Here is a 16,646-nt window from a genome sequence, read left to right on the forward strand (position 1 = left end):
TTTTAGCACAAAATCTAAAAAGAGAGGAAAATCGCTCATGAAAGTAAAGATAAGTGTATCAGAGGTAGCTAGTATTTTCAAGGAGATTCAGGAGTATTAGTATCCCTATTCAAAGCTCTCACCAATTTATCCTAGGAGAGAGCCATAAATAGGGTCAAGGAAAGCGTAATATTTATTCACCGCTCACAATAGCAACTGTTGGATTCTGGCACCGTTGAAGCACCGTGGGACTAACCCCTCCCAGCAGCAAGTCTTTAATGGCAGAACGCCCCTTGCGACCCATGATGATCAGGTTGTAGTTCCCTTCCTCTGCCTCTCTAAGGATTTCCTCATATGGTATTCCTATCTCTACTCTGGTATCAATAAGTCCTTCCGAAATACCTGCTCTGAGAAAAACTGTCCGGGCATCTTCCAATATTCTCTGTGCCTCATCTTCATGGTCTACCCCTTCTTTAAGCCTTTCTATGTAAAGTGCCAGATTGATAACCTTCAGGAGGGTAATTTTAGTGATACCCTCTAACCGGCTGGACAGATAGACGGCATGTTCCACTCCCTTCATGGAGTAGGGTGAACCGTCAACAGGGATGAGTATCCTGGGGATGGGACATTTATTGTCCTCCAGAACTTTATGGCCAACTATATACACGGTCTGCCTGCTTGCCGTGTGAACCACCCCACTGGAGACACTGCCCAGAAAGAATCCCTTTATTTCTGAGAGCCCCCTCCTTGCCATGATAATGGTCGAGAAATTTTCTTTGTTGGCTAATTGCACGATTTCCCGGGCAGGGTCCCCGTCTGCTACCTGCTTTTCGATCTCGACTTTGATGCCAGATTCTTTCAGGATCCTTTCCCCTTCTTCTAATAAAGGCTTGACCTTTTCATTAAAGTACTGCTTCTGGAATGCCTCTGACTGCGTGAGGTCCATCGCCCAAAAGTCAATATACCCCAAGTGATGGGACATGTAGCCTCCGGCGGCTACATGAAACAGGGTAATACCTGAAAGGCTCTTACCCAGGGATGACCCTAACTGCCCGGCAAATTTTAAAGCCCGCCGGGAATTCTCACTTCCATCTATTGGAAGAAGTATCTTTGTTGTTAAATTCTGTTGTTTCATTGTGATTTCCTCTTTTAGTTGTTAATAAAAAATAAGTAACCATACATTAGCGATGGCAACGCTGATGAGCATATAGGCAAAGGCATACTTCATGAAGGCAAAGAACTTTATCGGATAGCCTGCTGCCTCTGCAATACCAATGGTAACTACATTTGCACTTGCCCCGATCATCGTCCCATTTCCCCCTAAACACGCCCCCAGTGCCAGTGCCCACCATAGTACATTGGAATCTGCTGCCCCGGGAATTACCTTTGTCAGATATGCGGTAATGGGAAGCATTGTAGCAGTAAAGGGAATGTTGTCTACAAAGGCACTCATGATAGCTGATACCCACAGAATCAGACAGATGGCAGCAATCAGGTTGCCATGAGAGAGGTGTAATACCCAGTCTGCTATCAGGGCAAGCAGCCCTGTCTCCTCTACTGCACCTACCACGATGAAAAGGAAGATGAAGAAGAGAAGGGTCGTCCATTCAATATCCTTCTCGATAAGCTCTAACATCTTAACCTTTTTAGTCAATATGCCGTAAGTAAAGAGGAGACCGGCACCAAAGAGCGCCGGGATACTGACCTCCATATGCCAGTATCCATGGGTGACAAAGAAGGTGACCACCAGCCCCATAATAAATAATCCATATCCAAGGAGGGTCTTATCCGTGATCTTGTACTCTTCCTTCAGGGAGGCAATTAACCCGTCAACATCCTTAACCTTGGCCTCAGCATAATCCTTGCCGTAAAAAAACTTGTTATAGATAACAAGAGCCACCATCGCTATGGCACATACTATCGTTAGGTTAGACACAAACTGCATGAATGTAAGCCCTGTATAGGAGCCGATCATGATATTAGGAGGGTCGCCTATCAGGGTAGCAGTACCACCTACATTTGATGCCATAATACCTGGGATTAAGAGAGTCAGAGGTGAAATCTTCAAAACAAGGGCAATCTGAATAAGCACAGGGGTATAGAGAAGCATTGTCGTCACATTGTCTAAGAATGCCGATGTAATCGCAATAAAGACCATCGAAATAACGGAGAGGTTAAAGATATTACCCCTGGCAAGTTTAAAGGACATGTAGGCACACCACTGGAAGACACCTGTGTGCTTCAGGACACCGACGATGATCATCATCCCCATTAGCAGAAAGATCACATTCATATCTATGGCATGAATTGCCCTTTCAAATGAGATAATCTGATAATCAGGGACAAGTGTCCCCACGGTATAGGTAACAAGAAGCATAACGGCTGCCCCTATCATGGAGGCTATGGTTCTGTGTAGAAGTTCGAAAGAGATCGCAATATATGCAAGGAGAAAAATGACAGTTGCTATATAAAAGGCAGGTCCAAGGATTCGTAACATCTTCACGTCCCTTAGTGCATAAAAGCCCTGACCTTTCTGGGCAAGGTCTCCTTTATTTAATTCTACAACCGCTCTCCGATAGCTCGGTTTGGAGATTTCGAGTTGAATACGGGCTGAATCAATCTTATACCGGGGAAGTTTAAACTCAGCCTGATAGGTACCGTGAGAGGATGTCTCTGTCTCCTCCTTCCACTTATGCTCTACCATGACCTTCTGTGACTGCCCATCTACGATAACCCTGACATGTGCCTCCCTGACAGGCTCCTCATGAGAATCAACGACAGTGCCCGAGATAAAGAATCCATCAACTCCAACCGCTTCTTCAGAGGCAAAGGACCGGCTCCCAGAAAAGAGGCATAATGTCACTAAAACTACATGCAAAACTACGAGAATATGTTTTTTCATAGAATCCCCCTGGTATAAATCTTGACCTCTAAGCAAGAGGTGTTATATTTAAGTGTGATAACTTTAAAGTTTCAAGTCTATTTGTCAAATCTAATTTAAGTTGAATTTATCAATAGTTAATCCTGTTTATTAATAAACAACTTTAATCTCGCTTCCCTTATTCACCTTGAGCTTTTCTTGAGCATTTCGACCTCTTACAGATATCTCCAGGTAGCCAGAGCTTCCAAAAAGGGCAAGAGCCTGTTCTTCTTTCGCCTCAGAATACGACTCTTTAATATCCCCTAATACCTCCCCGGCAATAGATATCTCATACATCCCCTTTCCTACCAACTCTCTGAATAAAACCTCAGGTATATTGGATATAAGATTACCAAACCTATCTACATGAAGCACTACTCCCTTGATTATGCCTTTTTCTGTCTCAGGTTCCGGTATATCAAACCTTACAACATCATTGCAGATTTCCCCAAATTCCTCAAAAGGAGCCCCCTTAGACAGGTATGCAGCGGCTGGTGCGAATATGTCACGACCATGAAAGGTGTTGCTTATATATGGAAGAAAGTATTTCTTGTTCGTCAACTCAACAACCTTTTTTATCTTTTCAGACTCATATATAAAGGTAAAAACGCCGTTATCAGGACCGATGAAAAAATGGTTGCCAGCCTCTATAATAATTGCCCTCCTCTTGCTCCCAACCCCCGGGTCAACTACAACCAGATGGATTGACTTATCTGGAAAATACCTGTATGAGTTTTTCAAGATAAAGCCTGCCTCGAAAATATCCTGAGGTGATATATCATGGGTAATATCAACCAACCTCACCAAAGGGTTTATCTTTAAAATTACCCCTTTCATCGTACCTACGTAGCCATCCCTGGTCCCGAAATCTGTTATAAGGGTAATAACCCCTCTGTCCATCTCTTTAAACCTAATGGCTTAACCCTATCTCGCCAAGCACCCTATCCATGCCAAATATATCTTCAATTATAAAGTCCGCACCAGCAGTATCTTCTTTTCCAACAAGAACTGTTGTCATGCCCAGTTTTTTAGCAGGAAGCAGATTCTTAGTCAAATCCTCCACTATCAAACAATCCCTACCCTCTACTCCTAAAGCATCCAACACCTTCTTATATGACCAGAGATTGGGTTTTGCCAGATAACCCATAAATTTAATGTCAAATATTTGAGAGAAATATTTGTCTACCCCCAGGATTTTTAAGACCCTTATAGCATAGCTGAAAGATCCATTGGTAAAGATAACCTTATCTAATACTATACGTTCCAGTAGTTTGCGCAACTCAAAATTAGTTGACAACAGCTCTTCTAAAGCTATGTCATGGACATAATGGAGGTATTGATCCGGGTCCACCTTATGATGAATGATTAGCCCTCCAAGGGTAGTACCATATTGATCCATGTATTTCAATCGAAGGTTCTCTACCAGATCATAACCTATACCCAACTTTATCCTCATATAGTCGTTTATTCTTTGATCTACTAATTTGAACAGCCCCAGTTCTTTTGGGTACAGGGTATTATCAAGATCGAAGATTACGTACTTCATAAAAAATACATCTTATTATTATAAAAAAGCCTCTTGCAGAGGCTAGCGTCACAGACCAGATAAACAATTGTACTGTCAAGAACAATCCACCCCTAGTTCTTTCAACCCTTTTATCAATTGTCCTATCGATCTGTAAACAATACTGTTAATGCCCAGAGCTTCGGCTGCCCTGCAAAACTCTTCTCTGTCATCTATATACACACAGTCTTCCGGGGACGAGCCTGCCCTTTTCAATGCCTCTCTAAATATTTCTTTATGGGGCTTCGAATACCCGATCCTATATGACAGAACAAGGTCATCAAACAGCTCTATTACTTTGAAATTCTCTCTTATAAAATCAAAGTGCAGCTCATTCGTATTAGAAACCAATATCAGGTAGTAACCATTATTTTTTAATGCCGACAATACTGTCGCAACAGAGTCATTTAAAGAAAAGATGTCTGACCAGACACTCTTAAACATATCATAAGAAATATTAATATCGAACCTTCTCAATACCCACTGGAATAAATCTCCTGATTTAACCTTGCCCTTATCGTACAGCTCAAATATTTCTGAGTTAAAACCAAGTTGATATACATCATTGCTGGAGTATTTTGAATATCTGGCTATCCCCTCACAGATCAACATATGATCAAAACTAAGGACGACATTACCTAAATCAAATATAACGGTCTTTATCATTTAATTTACTTATTCTTTGTCTTCTGCCTGTTTACACGTCGGGATAATCTGGCAATTCTGTTTTTCCTCCGATTTCTATCTTTAACTTTAGCCATATGTCTTGATTTTGACATAATCTTGCAACCCTCCTGTATATCGCTTTTTGGTTTCTAACAATTATTCAATCTTAACAACTTTGATGAACTCGTAAAAAGTCATAAAACCATCACTCCCGTGAAAACGGGAGTCCAGAACTAATTGATTTTACTGGATTCCCGCTTCCGCGGGAATGACAAGAAAGGTGTCTTTGGCACTTTTTACGAGACCATCAACTTTGTAAAAGTCCCAAAAGACACCTCCAGTAATTCCGAACGAATGTGAGGAATCTTAACATGCTAATTTTATTAATCATTAAGATTTCTCGGATTGCTCGAAATGACAAAAAAGAGAATTGTGATATAGTCTCTTCGCGGGAATTACGAGTTTTTACTGGATCATTCGTGCCATTATTTTGCATATTTCTTCAGAAAAGGCAAGATAATTTCTCGCAATTAATTTTTTTCTTGTACATGATGTAACGTATGCTATAGTTACAAGTATAAGTGTCTTGCCCTTGCCAAGACCCACATATCAGATATGCTAAAATCGTTGAAAGAACATAATCAGATGGAGTGTAATTGAATACATATCGCCCTTGGGGATTTTATCAAATCCTGTCCGACATGCCTGACCACAAAATAAAGAGGATAACTGTTTATCCTAGCCAACGCTTGAGTTATCAGCGCCACTTTCATCGCTCCGAACACTGGTATGTTTTAAAGGGATGCGCCATATTGACGAAAAACGGCAAGGAAATTGAATTGACAACTGGCATGTCCATAGACGTGCCATCAGGATCATGGCACAGGATCAAAAACCACGGTGAAGATAACCTGGTTTTTATCGAGGTTCAAACAGGAGACTACATCGGCGAGGACGACATCGAGAGATCGGAGGACGATTATGGCAGGGTCTAAGCTATTCTTTTAGTTTTCTGGATTCCTGCGCTTGCCCCGTACTTGATACGGGATTCGCAGGAATGACTATTGAAACCCTGTAGCAAGTATCAAGTTAAAAAAGGAGAGACAAGTTCAATTAATCCCCAAGATAGTATACTCTTTTATCCCTGCGGGGACTTTAATCTTAACCAATGCTCCTACTTCCTTTCCAATAAGTGCCCTGGCTATTGGAGAGTGAACAGAGATTTTCCTCTGTCGTGGATCAGCCTCATCAGCCCCTACTATCTGGTAATTCAATTCATTCCCGTCGTTTTCATCTCTAAGGTGGACTACTGTACCAAATACAACCCTGTTTGTATCATTTTCATTGGTATCAATCACCTCAGCCCGGGAAAGTTTGTCTTCTATCTCCCGGATTCTACCTTCAATCAAAGACTGCTTTTCTTTTGCTGCGTCATACTCTGCATTTTCAGATAGGTCACCATGCTCTCTGGCTATTGCAATTTCGTTAATAATCTTGGGCCTTTCTTTAGCCTTTAATCGACGCAGTTCTCTTGTTAATGATTCGTGTCCTTCCCTGGTCATGGGAACTTTTCCACTCATGTGTTGCTCCCCCTCACCCTTTCCATCACTTTTAACATGGTGTTCCCTGCACCCTCATAAATACGAATGTGGGAAGCCCTATCCATATGAGTAGGTTCTCGGTTGATTATCACGAGTTTTGCACCAGCATTAACTGCATAGGTAGGCATGTATGCCGCTGGATAAACAACCAGCGAAGAACCAATAACAATGAAAAGATCACACTTAGTTGAACGAGTTGTAGCTTCGTTTAATTCCCTGTAAGGAAGCGTTTCTCCAAAGAACACTGCATCGGGTTTTAGAATCCCTCCACATTTTTCACACCCCGGGTCATCTACCCCCTGCTTTACCCTATTTATAACATCTTCCAGAGGGTATCGTTTACTACAGCCAAGACAGATCGCACGCACCATATTACCATGAAGCTGGAATACCTTGTCTTCAGAATTGCCGGCTTTTTGATGTAATCCATCTACGTTTTGTGTAATGACACAGTCCAATTTACCCATCTTCTCTAATTCGGCAATTGCGTAATGGGCAGGATTAGGGTTAGTATCAGCCATCAGACCGCTCTCCTCAAGCATCCCGTACATCTTCTTTCTTGCCTCTTTGCTGCTAACGAATTTTTGATAGGTAAAATCTTCCGGGTCATATTTCGTCCAGATACCATCAGGGCTTCTGAAATCAGGGATACCAGATTCAGTACTCACCCCAGCCCCTGTGAAGACAACAATCCTCTTAGACTTAATGATCAAATCTGCCAACTGGCCTATGAGTAATTCCATGTTTGAATCTTCTTTCATCGCCATGTCTACTCCTTTTTTATATTTTTAGTGCCAATTTCCCCTCTTCAGTCTGACGTCTGAAGTCTATAGTCTTAATGTCTGAGTTATATTAGCCTTAATGTACTCTATCATTGGGCCAGTCAATGTCCCGGCTGTAAATACCTCATTTACCCCCATCTCTTTAAGTACAGGGATATCCTCCAGGGGTATAACCCCTCCAATTATAAATAAAACACCATCCATTCTTTTCTCTCTAAGCAATTTCATTATCCTTGGAGTAAAGGTAATATGTTCCCCGGAGAGGCAACTCAACCCAATGACATCAACATCTTCCTCTATAGCAGCCCTCACTATCTTCTCAGGGGTTTGAAACATTCCTAAGTAAACAACCTCCATTCCAGCCTCTTTAAGAAGGGATGAAACCACTTTTGCTCCCCTATCATGACCATCCAGACCAACCTTTGTAATTAAGACCTTTATCTTACGTTCCGATTCCATGCTAAGTTCCTTTTCTAATGTTTTATTGTGTTAGCAAAGAGTTCCTTTTCTTTTGCCCGCATAACCTGTGCCTCAGCAACTGACCCTTCATGGTCATAGCCAAGAAGATGCAAAATACCATGGATAAGGAAAAAATCTAGCATCTCTTCCATGGAAATTTCACTTTCCTCAGCCTGACGTTTCGCAGTTTCTACTGAAATAACCACATCACCTAAAACATGGGGATTAATTCCAGCGAAGTCCCCCTCTGCCATAGGAAAAGAGATAACATTAGTCGGACCACTTCTACTAAGATAATGTTTATTTATCTTTTCTATCCACATATCGTCAACCATAAGGATACTTATTTCACAATCAGGACATCCCAAGTCTTTTAAGATCTTTCTCGCTGTTTTTCTTATCCTCGATTCGCTTATTTCTATCTTCTTTTGTTGATTTTTTATCAATATCATTAAGCTTCTTCTTTCCTTCAGTTTCTTTATAAGCCGGCTCCGGATAGTCTATCCTGTGGTGGAATATCCCCGTCAGGATCTTATTGAAACTTTTAGCTATTTCATTCAAATCTTTCAGGGTCAGCTCACATTCGTTTAACTGCTCATCTGCAAATATATTGTTGATAATCCTATGAACCATTCCCTGGATTCGGGATGGCGATGGATCGGGAAGGGTCTTGGATGCAGCTTCTACAGCATCGGCAAGCAATACAAGTCCTGCCTCCTTAGTCTGGGGCTTGGGACCTGGATACCTGTAATCCTTTTCATCTACCGGATAAAGCTCTGGGTTCTCTTTATTTTTTGCCTTTTGATAAAAGAAATTAATAAGGCTGGTTCCATGATGTTGTCGTATAATGTCTATTATTGGCTGTCCAAGCCTGCTCTCCCTGGCCATTTCCACTCCATCTTTAACATGGGACAGCAAAATCAGACTGCTCATACTTGGAGCCAACTTTTCGTGTTTATTCTCACTACCTATCTGGTTTTCTATAAAGTATAACGGTTTTTTTATCTTTCCAATATCATGGTAGTAAGCACTTACCCTGGCCAGAAGCGGGTTTGCATTAATAGCCTCTGCTGCAGCCTCTGCCAATGTTCCAACAATTATACTATGGTGATAAGTACCCGGGGCCCGTACTATCAGATCTCTCAGTTTAGGACTGTCAAGATTTGCCAGTTCAAGCAATTTAATATCTGTCGTATAACCAAATAGTGCTTCAAATAAAGGCGTAGTTCCAATTACTATAAATCCAACAAGGAGTCCACCAAGAAAGCCAAAAGCAATGTCAAAAACTGTCGCAAAGGTAAACAGGGAACCCTTGATCATATTAATAGAAAATATGGTTACCACATTTGTCAGACCAACTATAGAACCGGCCTTTATCAGAGCTGCCCTGAACTTGGTCAGGATTACACCATGAGCAGCCACGACACTGCCGAAAAGGGAATATATAAAAAATTCCAGTCTATTTTCGAATAGTATCCCGGATAAGATTGATATCATAATAGAAAAAATCAAAGCAACTCTGACATTTAATAAAATACTTATAAGCATTGCTCCAGAGGCTATGGGAATCACATAGAGGCAGGAATCAAGAAGTAGAAAAGGGAAGCTGTTGCTTACAGCTTCGCAAATCAGGATGGCAAGTTTTACAAATAAAACGACCATCCCCATAGTTATAGTCAATAATAAAAGGTCTCTGTTATCAATTGAGGTCCCTTTAAAATTCTTGAGCGAGAAATTATACAGGATATAACATAGCAAAACCACTAAAAGAATAATCCCAAGGGATGTTAATATTAAACTGTGGTACTTCTTTGCTCTCTGAAATACCTTCAGTTTGACCAGGTGTTCATTCTTTATTCTCTCTCCTTCTCGTACTATTATTTCTCCCTTTTTAACTTGATAAAAAACCGGTTTAACACTCTCTCTTACTATGCTCCTTCTCAGTTCTGTATCATTCTTGTTAAAGGTTAAGTTAGGCTCTATCAGCCTTTGAGAGATTGTTGTTACAGTTTTTCTTAATGAACCCTCTAAACCATCCAGAATCTTGTTTGAACTTACCTCGATGGCTTTTTTGGCATCTTTTAAATCAATTATTGATAATATATCCTTCGCCTTTGCCTCCTCTTTTGTCTCAATATTCCTTATAATAATTCCGATGTCCTTCTCTTTATACAGAAGTTTCTTATTGCTAACTATCTCCTTCTCTAACGGTGCACTTGTCAGTATCCGTATATATCTTTCTATGCTCTTGTTAAACCGGTACCTTTCCAATACCCCAAATTCCTCATCGTTAATATCTATTAATATCTTCTGGAATTCATTCCTCTTGGTATTAATCTGATCCCTGAAAGGGGCTAAATTGAGCTTTGTTGTTTTAACCGCGGCTCTCCTTCTAATCTCATTGTCGATCTCTTTATAGAGGTCCCTCATAAGGGTAAAAGAAGATGCCAGTTTTGTTCGAATCTCAGAAGGCATATTTGGATTAAAGTCATAAACTACAATTACACCTTTTTCTGCTTCTTTAATCCTCTGGTCTGTTGATTGTTTATCCTCGATAAGGAAGTCCTGGGGAGATTTTATGTTTTTTGAGGCAATATCACCCAGCTCGTAGTGTATGGAAGGTAACTCAACGTTTGGATAGAGGAAAAAGGTTACAAATACACCCAATAAGATAGCCATGAACCATCTTTGAAATGAAGGGTTCTTAAACATTTCAAAACTAGATGCCCTGAAAAACAAACTAAGCAATTCTGCTTTCCTTTTTTTCTCTCCGTTTGTAGTTGACACTGTGTTTCCTTTAACTTGACAATTCCCTGTAGCTTGCTACAGGGTTTCCTTGTGTCATTCTCTGGCTTGCCCCCATATCGAATCAGGGAATGACGATGTGCTTTGTATAATTTTCACTTGAATCCTTGACCCCTTGAATCCTCTAATCCATTAACTAATTTGAAGATGATCCATAATATTATACACTATCTCTCGATCTCTCATAGCGTTCATATGCCCTGATAACGTCTTGAACTAAACGGTGCCTTACTACATCCTTTTCTGAAAAATAAGTAAAGTTTATTCCTTCGATCCCTTTAAGGATCTTTTGGGCTTCTATTAATCCAGATGTTTTCCCCGCAGACAGATCAATTTGGGTAATATCTCCTGTGATAACAGCCTTTGAACTGTAACCCAATCTGGTTAAAAACATCTTCATCTGCTCAGAAGTTGTATTCTGGGCTTCATCCAGGATGACAAAAGAATCGTTTAATGTCCGCCCTCTCATAAAGGCTAGAGGAGCGACTTCGATAATTCCTCTCTGTACCAAGCCGGAAGCTTTTTCAAAGTCAATCATGTCATGGAGGGCATCGTACAGGGGCCTGAGATAGGGATTTACCTTTTCGTATAGATCCCCTGGTAAAAAGCCCAGTTTTTCACCTGCTTCAACAGCAGGTCTGGCAAGGATAATCCGGTCAACTTCCTTCTTCATCAAAAAGGATATTGCCAGAGCCATTGCCAGATAAGTCTTGCCTGTCCCGGCTGGACCTATCCCAAATACTATGTCAAAATTTCTTATAGCATCAATGTATTCTTTTTGGCATAAACTCTTTGGGGTTATCAGCCTCTTTCTGGAAGATATATAAACAGTATCCAGAAATATATGTTTGAGATTTGCCGAACTATCATTACTTACAATCCTTACTGCATAATCAACGTCATTTGGATATATTGGGTAACCTGACCCCACTAATGAATAGAGTTCAACCAGGACTTTTTCTGCAATCTTTACATCAAAACAATCGCCACTGATACTTATCTCATTACCTTTTACATTAATACTTACTCCTAAGGTCTTTCCGATGTATCTCAGGTTTTTGTTATGCTCACCCAAAAGGGTTCTGAGCAGATTGTTGTCATCAAAACTCAGTTTTACTGTATTTTCGTCGATTTCGCTTCTCAAAAAATCCTTTCTCCACCTTCAGGAATTATAACTCTTTCGGCTAATACTCATTCCCTATCATCTAAACGGTGTAATATTACCACTATCAATCTTCGATTGCAAAACTTTTTCTTTAACTTGAAGGGTTATGTCCTGCTTCAGTTTGAAGTTCAATAAATGCTAACTCTATTGTTTTTTTCTCTTGTAAAAATTAAAATTTTTTTCTATTTATATACCACATTTTATCAAGTGATTCAAAAACTTCTTGTTCTATTAAGAAAAAACGACCTTTTCCTTAGGAGGAATAATTTTGCAGGACGCTAACTTGAAAGATTTTGAAAAGCTAATCCAAATAATGAAAAGATTGAGGGGGCCGGAAGGATGTCCCTGGGATAGAGAGCAGACCAGAGACAAATTGAAATGGTATCTAGTAGAGGAATGCTATGAAGTATTGGAGGCGATTGAAAAAGGACTGGATGAAAAGATAAAGGAAGAGCTGGGGGATATCCTTTTTCAAGTCATCTTTCTGGCAGAGATTTCAGAAGAAGAGGGAGGTTTCAATATTTTTGATGTGATTAACTCTGTGAGAGAAAAGATGGTCCGTCGTCATCCTCATGTATTTCATGACGAAAATGCAAAGGACAGCGGAGAAGTCAAAAAGATATGGTGGAGGATAAAGGAAGAGGAAAAAGGTAAAGAAGAAGACTGCTCTATCTTAGACTCTATCCCTCCCGCCCTGCCTTCCCTTCTGAGAGCTTTCAGGATTACAAAAAGAGCTGCCCATATTGGTTTTGATTGGGATAACGTGGAAGGGGTGTTTGATAAGATTGAAGAAGAGATAGAGGAGTTAAGAGAAACCTTAAAAGATAAGAACGAAGAAAGAATGGAAGATGAATTGGGAGATATTCTGTTCTCGGTAGTAAATCTGGGTAGGTTCTTAGAGATCAACCCTGAGGAGGCATTAAGGAAGACTATTGATAAGTTTATAACAAGATTTAAAGATATAGAAGTGTCGTTGAAAAAAAAGCATAAAAAAATAGGACATGTGACCATGAAAGAAATGGATAATCTCTGGAATGAAGCAAAGAAAAAGGGATAGGATTCCGGTTATGCCCCAAAGCTATTCGCATTTATAAGGATAATCGTATAGTTCGAAGCTTAACTTAACATTTTGACTACCCTTATATGACAGGTGACAATCTTTATCCTCTTTCGAATAAGACAACGATAAACTGGCTAACTTATGTTTTTTCAGGCTAAACCCTATTTCTTTTAACTCTTCGATAGTGTAGATCTTTCCGGATAGTCTCCTGATAATTTCCAGATCGACTTGCTCCTCTTTATTTAGCCCCTGGGCAAATATTAAGAGAAGGATATACAGCTTAAGTTCATCGGTGGAGAGGTTTCTGAATATCTTCAACCTGCAAACCTTTTTTAGAATCTCTATCTTTTCCATATATTGCACCATTTGATATTTTAATAGGGATATTGAAGATTTATCCCTGACTTGATCAGGGGTTTAGAGGAGAAATCGTACAAGCTGATATCTTTTCCTGTTATGTAAAATAATATGTAACTATTCAGCCTTTATCTAAAGCCTTGTATTTTAGACAGCTGATCCGCTTTGGCGGACTACGTCGTAGGTAGTTATACAACACAGTAGGACAGCGTCTCGGCTGTCATGGCTGAATAGTTACAATAATCTATTAATAGGACACATATTCTATTTTGTCAATATAAAAAAGATTATTTATCAAATTTTTGGTCTATCTCCAAAAAAGTTGGAAAAAACATTATCTATTGACTATCTCCAAAAATTGAGATAGAATTTTTAACAATTTAAGGAGGTTAAATTGAGAAGCGAGATCGGTAAGAGATTAAAAAAGATAAGAAAGGAAAGGGGACTAACTCAGAGAGAGCTTGCGTTAAAGGTAAGCGGCGAGGTTGATTATACCTATATCGGAAAGATCGAAAGGAACAGACAGTTTCCATCAATTGGAGTATTGAAGAGGATTAGTGATGCACTATCTGTTCCATTGAGTTATTTCTTTTTAGAAGAAGGAACAGCAGCATTATTAAAACTGTTACCCGAAGATTTAAAGGAGATTGCGAAAAGCGAGAAAAAACAGGTATTCTTAAAGGCATTAAAGGAGGTTAATGAAGAAGACATTCCTTTTTTTGTCGAGATTATTAATGTCTTAAATAAACATCGTAGGCTTCGCAGAAAAGATGAATTAAGCTATAAAGAAGAAGGACAACCTTTTGTAAGTGCAAAAGAGAAGCAAGAATATCTGAAAGCAGCCGATAACAGAGAAGGCTATGGTGAGAAAGACAGTAACACAGACTAGCAATTGAAGAAAATGAATGCCGAGGTCCCCACCCCCATCCCTTCCACCTTTCAACATCTTTTGTGGATAACCTGTTTATAACCCTGTGAAATAGTAGCCTGGAAGCCTAAAAAATTGCAGGTTTCTACCTGTTTGCACAATCTTTAATCAAGCTAAATTATTATGTAATATCAATATTTTATCATATTATTAAAGGATTTAAAGTAGTTACGGCATGAATGGCATCAAAGGGTTAAGATTAATTTTGCCTTATTATTTTTCAAATACATCCCAAATGGGTCTATCTCATCCCTCAATATCCTTATCTCTTCTTCTGTTGGGGGATTAGCAACTTTTACATTCTCGGATACCTTTATATCCCATTGGAAACCCTTTTTAACTTCTTCTATACTCCCCCCCGGGTAATAGGTATCTACGTACATCTCCCTGGTATCCTTGTGAAATCTGAAAATGCCCAGTGTAGTTATAACCGCACCGGGGCCTGTACCAGGTCTCAAGCCTGCTTCCTCTCTTGAATTCAATCCGTTTAGATACCCTGGTGTTGTTATGAAATCTACCCTTTCAGGGAACCTCTGCCTCTCATGTTCAAGCATCGTTATAACTCTTTTTGCCAGACTCCCAAAATCACATGCACCACCACTACCACCAAGGCGAAATTTTGGTCTCGAATAATCTCCAAAGCAGGTTGTATTGACATTGCCATATCTATCTACATTTGCTCCGGGAAGGAAGGCTATGTCAGGATACCCGGCATGGAGTACCATCCCAAGAGTATCCAGAGAATCGTTCAGCAATACCGAATTGGATGCTATGCATGGATCACCTGTAAAGAGAGGAATCCTATCTGGAATAGATTCCAGGACAACTCCACCTTCGTAACAGATGGTGATATCCGGGGCATGGGTCTTCTTGGCGAATAGCGTTGTAATGATAGGCCATTGAGTACCCACAATCAATATCTGGCCGTTTTCTATCTCTCTAGCACCAGCTATTATCATCATCTCAATGGGTGAATAGTCTGTTGAATATTTCATAAGATATAATCCTCCTGATATTGAGCACAGTACCCATAATCAATCGAACTACTACTCCACGGCTTTGGCTTCAGGGCATCAAGATTCTTTTTGCCGATCTTTTTTATATATTCACTTCTGTCTCTAATATCATAAACCCATTCTTTAAGATAATTTTCGAAGCCATCCAGACTCTCTGTCGCTTTGTCGTAAAAAGAGAAGTACCTCCAATCTATATCATAGCAGCCAGTAACATAAGACGGATGACTTCCCCATGGTTCTTCAACAACAGCGCTTACCTTGAAACCAGGGATTATTGTACGAGCTGGGTCCATTTTGATGACTTCGGTGTCCACAATCTCTTCAGCACATATAATCACCCTTGAACAAGAATTTATCCCATACTTACTGTCCCCCATTACTCCCCAGGCTTGTGCATTGCCAATACTGTCAGCCCTCTGAACCTGCATTATACCTATATCGTGTTTAAGGGGCGGTATCAGACACACCTTCTCCCCATTAAATGGAGAATCTATTATTTTCAGTTTATTCTCGCCAAGGAAACTCGAGTTTTTTGCCAAATCAGAACCAATTAGCGTCTTTGTCGCAACGAAAGGCAAATCAAGGGCGCCAGCAAAATAAGACAAGGTAAGGCTTAAGATAGAGTACTCTTCCATCTGGATTTCATGGGGAATCCCCTTTTCCATACACCTTCTTAAGGCATGAGCCGGCTTAGGCAGTGGGTTCCAGGTATAGGTGGTGATTACTCTATCTAAACACCCTGCCCCTATAAGCTGATCCAGTGCTATCATACCCGCACAGCTTGATACTGTTAATCCCTTTTTTCTCTGTCTTATAATCTCGTGTATAGCAGCATATGGATCGTGCTGAATAAAACCTCCCAGGTAAACTACATCACCATCTCTAACAAATTCTTTGACTGCTTCACTCATTGTCATTATCTTGCTCTTCATATTATCCAATCAGTCCTTTCGCATCTAATAATGTCAACTACCCCGGTATAATCAGGGCTAAAACCAATGGCTTGAGGGTTCAAGTCCGCCAGAGGCGGAAAGTGGTCAAGTGACCAAGGGGGAAATCCTTTATTGACCACTGTTATCTGATATCTAAAAACTGTCACAACAACCCTCTATGTATTCAGTACAACCAGAGCATCTACAGCAACTGGTTTGTCGCCGTTTATTATTAAGGGATTTATATCTATCTCCTTAATCTGTTCAAATTCTAATCCGATGTTGCCAATCGATATCAATGCATCACATAGAATATCCATATTAATAGAGGGCTTGCCACGAAAAGCATCCAGCATCTTATGCCCTCTTATTTCCATTGCCATCTCCATAGCATCCCTCTTTTCTAACGGCG

19 protein-coding genes are annotated in these 16,646 nt (G+C 40.1%); 3 read left to right on the top strand and 16 right to left on the bottom strand.

The window, feature by feature from the left end:
* Positions 1-172: 172 nt before the first annotated feature.
* From AB1401_11855 to AB1401_11875, 5 genes are all read right to left on the bottom strand, one after another.
* Positions 173-1,114: a universal stress protein gene (locus AB1401_11855; GenBank protein ID MEW6616138.1), complete on the bottom strand. Its 942-nt coding sequence runs from the start codon at positions 1,112-1,114 to the stop codon at positions 173-175.
* Between the two features lie 21 nt (positions 1,115-1,135).
* Positions 1,136-2,881 (bottom strand): ArsB/NhaD family transporter, encoded by a 1,746-nt coding sequence (locus AB1401_11860; GenBank protein ID MEW6616139.1) that lies wholly within the window; start codon positions 2,879-2,881, stop codon positions 1,136-1,138.
* 129 nt (positions 2,882-3,010) lie between these two features.
* Positions 3,011-3,799 (bottom strand): SAM-dependent chlorinase/fluorinase, encoded by a 789-nt coding sequence (locus tag AB1401_11865; GenBank protein MEW6616140.1) that lies wholly within the window; start codon positions 3,797-3,799, stop codon positions 3,011-3,013.
* Between the two features lie 10 nt (positions 3,800-3,809).
* Complete coding sequence (locus tag AB1401_11870; GenBank protein MEW6616141.1) at positions 3,810-4,445, bottom strand: pyrimidine 5'-nucleotidase; 636 nt, start codon at positions 4,443-4,445, stop codon at positions 3,810-3,812.
* Between the two features lie 75 nt (positions 4,446-4,520).
* Positions 4,521-5,129: an HAD family phosphatase gene (locus tag AB1401_11875; GenBank protein ID MEW6616142.1), complete on the bottom strand. Its 609-nt coding sequence runs from the start codon at positions 5,127-5,129 to the stop codon at positions 4,521-4,523.
* Between the two features lie 656 nt (positions 5,130-5,785).
* Between AB1401_11875 and AB1401_11880 the strand changes: the two genes are divergently transcribed.
* On the top strand, positions 5,786-6,124 hold the full coding sequence (locus tag AB1401_11880; protein ID MEW6616143.1) for a phosphomannose isomerase type II C-terminal cupin domain: 339 nt from the start codon (positions 5,786-5,788) through the stop codon (positions 6,122-6,124).
* Positions 6,125-6,238: 114 nt separating this feature from the next.
* Here AB1401_11880 and greA read toward each other — a convergent pair whose 3' ends face one another.
* The 6 genes from greA to AB1401_11910 form a co-directional block, all read right to left on the bottom strand.
* Entirely contained in the window at positions 6,239-6,709 is a 471-nt protein-coding gene (greA, locus tag AB1401_11885; GenBank protein MEW6616144.1) for a transcription elongation factor GreA, read from the bottom strand.
* On the bottom strand, positions 6,706-7,497 hold the full coding sequence (locus tag AB1401_11890; protein MEW6616145.1) for an NAD-dependent deacylase: 792 nt from the start codon (positions 7,495-7,497) through the stop codon (positions 6,706-6,708). Before AB1401_11890 ends, greA begins: the two co-directional genes overlap by 4 nt.
* A 60-nt stretch (positions 7,498-7,557) precedes the next feature.
* Entirely contained in the window at positions 7,558-7,971 is a 414-nt protein-coding gene (locus AB1401_11895) for a cobalamin B12-binding domain-containing protein (protein MEW6616146.1), read from the bottom strand.
* A gap of 14 nt (positions 7,972-7,985) precedes the next feature.
* Positions 7,986-8,423, bottom strand: coding sequence for an rRNA maturation RNase YbeY (ybeY, locus tag AB1401_11900; GenBank protein ID MEW6616147.1), 438 nt, complete (start codon positions 8,421-8,423; stop codon positions 7,986-7,988).
* Positions 8,326-10,650, bottom strand: a complete 2,325-nt coding sequence (locus AB1401_11905; protein ID MEW6616148.1) for an HDIG domain-containing metalloprotein — start codon at positions 10,648-10,650, stop codon at positions 8,326-8,328. The genes ybeY and AB1401_11905 overlap by 98 nt, the downstream gene beginning before the upstream one ends.
* A 286-nt stretch (positions 10,651-10,936) precedes the next feature.
* Positions 10,937-11,920, bottom strand: a complete 984-nt coding sequence (locus AB1401_11910) for a PhoH family protein (GenBank protein MEW6616149.1) — start codon at positions 11,918-11,920, stop codon at positions 10,937-10,939.
* 289 nt (positions 11,921-12,209) lie between these two features.
* On the opposite strand from AB1401_11910, the gene mazG reads away from it, so the two are divergent.
* The gene (gene mazG / locus AB1401_11915) at positions 12,210-12,998 is read left to right on the top strand and encodes a nucleoside triphosphate pyrophosphohydrolase (GenBank protein ID MEW6616150.1); all 789 of its coding nucleotides are present in this window, start codon (positions 12,210-12,212) and stop codon (positions 12,996-12,998) included.
* A 21-nt stretch (positions 12,999-13,019) separates the two neighbouring features.
* On the opposite strand, the gene AB1401_11920 is transcribed toward mazG, so the two are convergent.
* The gene (locus AB1401_11920) at positions 13,020-13,355 is read right to left on the bottom strand and encodes a hypothetical protein (protein ID MEW6616151.1); all 336 of its coding nucleotides are present in this window, start codon (positions 13,353-13,355) and stop codon (positions 13,020-13,022) included.
* Positions 13,356-13,752: 397 nt separating this feature from the next.
* On the opposite strand from AB1401_11920, the gene AB1401_11925 reads away from it, so the two are divergent.
* Entirely contained in the window at positions 13,753-14,247 is a 495-nt protein-coding gene (locus AB1401_11925) for a helix-turn-helix transcriptional regulator (GenBank protein MEW6616152.1), read from the top strand.
* A gap of 224 nt (positions 14,248-14,471) precedes the next feature.
* On the opposite strand, the gene AB1401_11930 is transcribed toward AB1401_11925, so the two are convergent.
* From AB1401_11930 to AB1401_11945, 4 genes are all read right to left on the bottom strand, one after another.
* Positions 14,472-15,281: a CoA-transferase gene (locus AB1401_11930; protein MEW6616153.1), complete on the bottom strand. Its 810-nt coding sequence runs from the start codon at positions 15,279-15,281 to the stop codon at positions 14,472-14,474.
* Entirely contained in the window at positions 15,278-16,234 is a 957-nt protein-coding gene (locus AB1401_11935) for a CoA-transferase (GenBank protein MEW6616154.1), read from the bottom strand. Before AB1401_11935 ends, AB1401_11930 begins: the two co-directional genes overlap by 4 nt.
* Positions 16,231-16,401: a hypothetical protein gene (locus AB1401_11940; GenBank protein MEW6616155.1), complete on the bottom strand. Its 171-nt coding sequence runs from the start codon at positions 16,399-16,401 to the stop codon at positions 16,231-16,233. The genes AB1401_11935 and AB1401_11940 overlap by 4 nt, the downstream gene beginning before the upstream one ends.
* Positions 16,402-16,410: 9 nt before the next feature.
* The coding region (locus AB1401_11945) for an acetate--CoA ligase family protein (protein ID MEW6616156.1) at positions 16,411-16,646 on the bottom strand (236 nt) is incomplete at its 5' end.

The sequence above is a fragment of the Thermodesulfobacteriota bacterium genome (assembly GCA_040757775.1).
Lineage (GTDB): Bacteria > Desulfobacterota > UBA8473 > UBA8473 > UBA8473 > UBA8473.

What these genes read in the sequence shown, in the direction of transcription:
- AB1401_11855 (MEW6616138.1), bottom strand. Translation starts at nt 1,114, where the DNA reads ATGAAACAACAGAATTTAACAACAAAGATACTTCTTCCAATAGATGGA.
- AB1401_11860 (MEW6616139.1), bottom strand. Translation starts at nt 2,881, where the DNA reads ATGAAAAAACATATTCTCGTAGTTTTGCATGTAGTTTTAGTGACATTA.
- AB1401_11865 (MEW6616140.1), bottom strand. Translation starts at nt 3,799, where the DNA reads ATGGACAGAGGGGTTATTACCCTTATAACAGATTTCGGGACCAGGGAT.
- AB1401_11870 (MEW6616141.1), bottom strand. Translation starts at nt 4,445, where the DNA reads ATGAAGTACGTAATCTTCGATCTTGATAATACCCTGTACCCAAAAGAA.
- AB1401_11875 (MEW6616142.1), bottom strand. Translation starts at nt 5,129, where the DNA reads ATGATAAAGACCGTTATATTTGATTTAGGTAATGTCGTCCTTAGTTTT.
- greA (MEW6616144.1), bottom strand. Translation starts at nt 6,709, where the DNA reads ATGAGTGGAAAAGTTCCCATGACCAGGGAAGGACACGAATCATTAACA.
- AB1401_11890 (MEW6616145.1), bottom strand. Translation starts at nt 7,497, where the DNA reads ATGGCGATGAAAGAAGATTCAAACATGGAATTACTCATAGGCCAGTTG.
- AB1401_11895 (MEW6616146.1), bottom strand. Translation starts at nt 7,971, where the DNA reads ATGGAATCGGAACGTAAGATAAAGGTCTTAATTACAAAGGTTGGTCTG.
- ybeY (MEW6616147.1), bottom strand. Translation starts at nt 8,423, where the DNA reads ATGATATTGATAAAAAATCAACAAAAGAAGATAGAAATAAGCGAATCG.
- AB1401_11905 (MEW6616148.1), bottom strand. Translation starts at nt 10,650, where the DNA reads ATGGCTATCTTATTGGGTGTATTTGTAACCTTTTTCCTCTATCCAAAC.
- AB1401_11920 (MEW6616151.1), bottom strand. Translation starts at nt 13,355, where the DNA reads ATGGAAAAGATAGAGATTCTAAAAAAGGTTTGCAGGTTGAAGATATTC.
- AB1401_11930 (MEW6616153.1), bottom strand. Translation starts at nt 15,281, where the DNA reads ATGAAATATTCAACAGACTATTCACCCATTGAGATGATGATAATAGCT.
- AB1401_11935 (MEW6616154.1), bottom strand. Translation starts at nt 16,234, where the DNA reads ATGAAGAGCAAGATAATGACAATGAGTGAAGCAGTCAAAGAATTTGTT.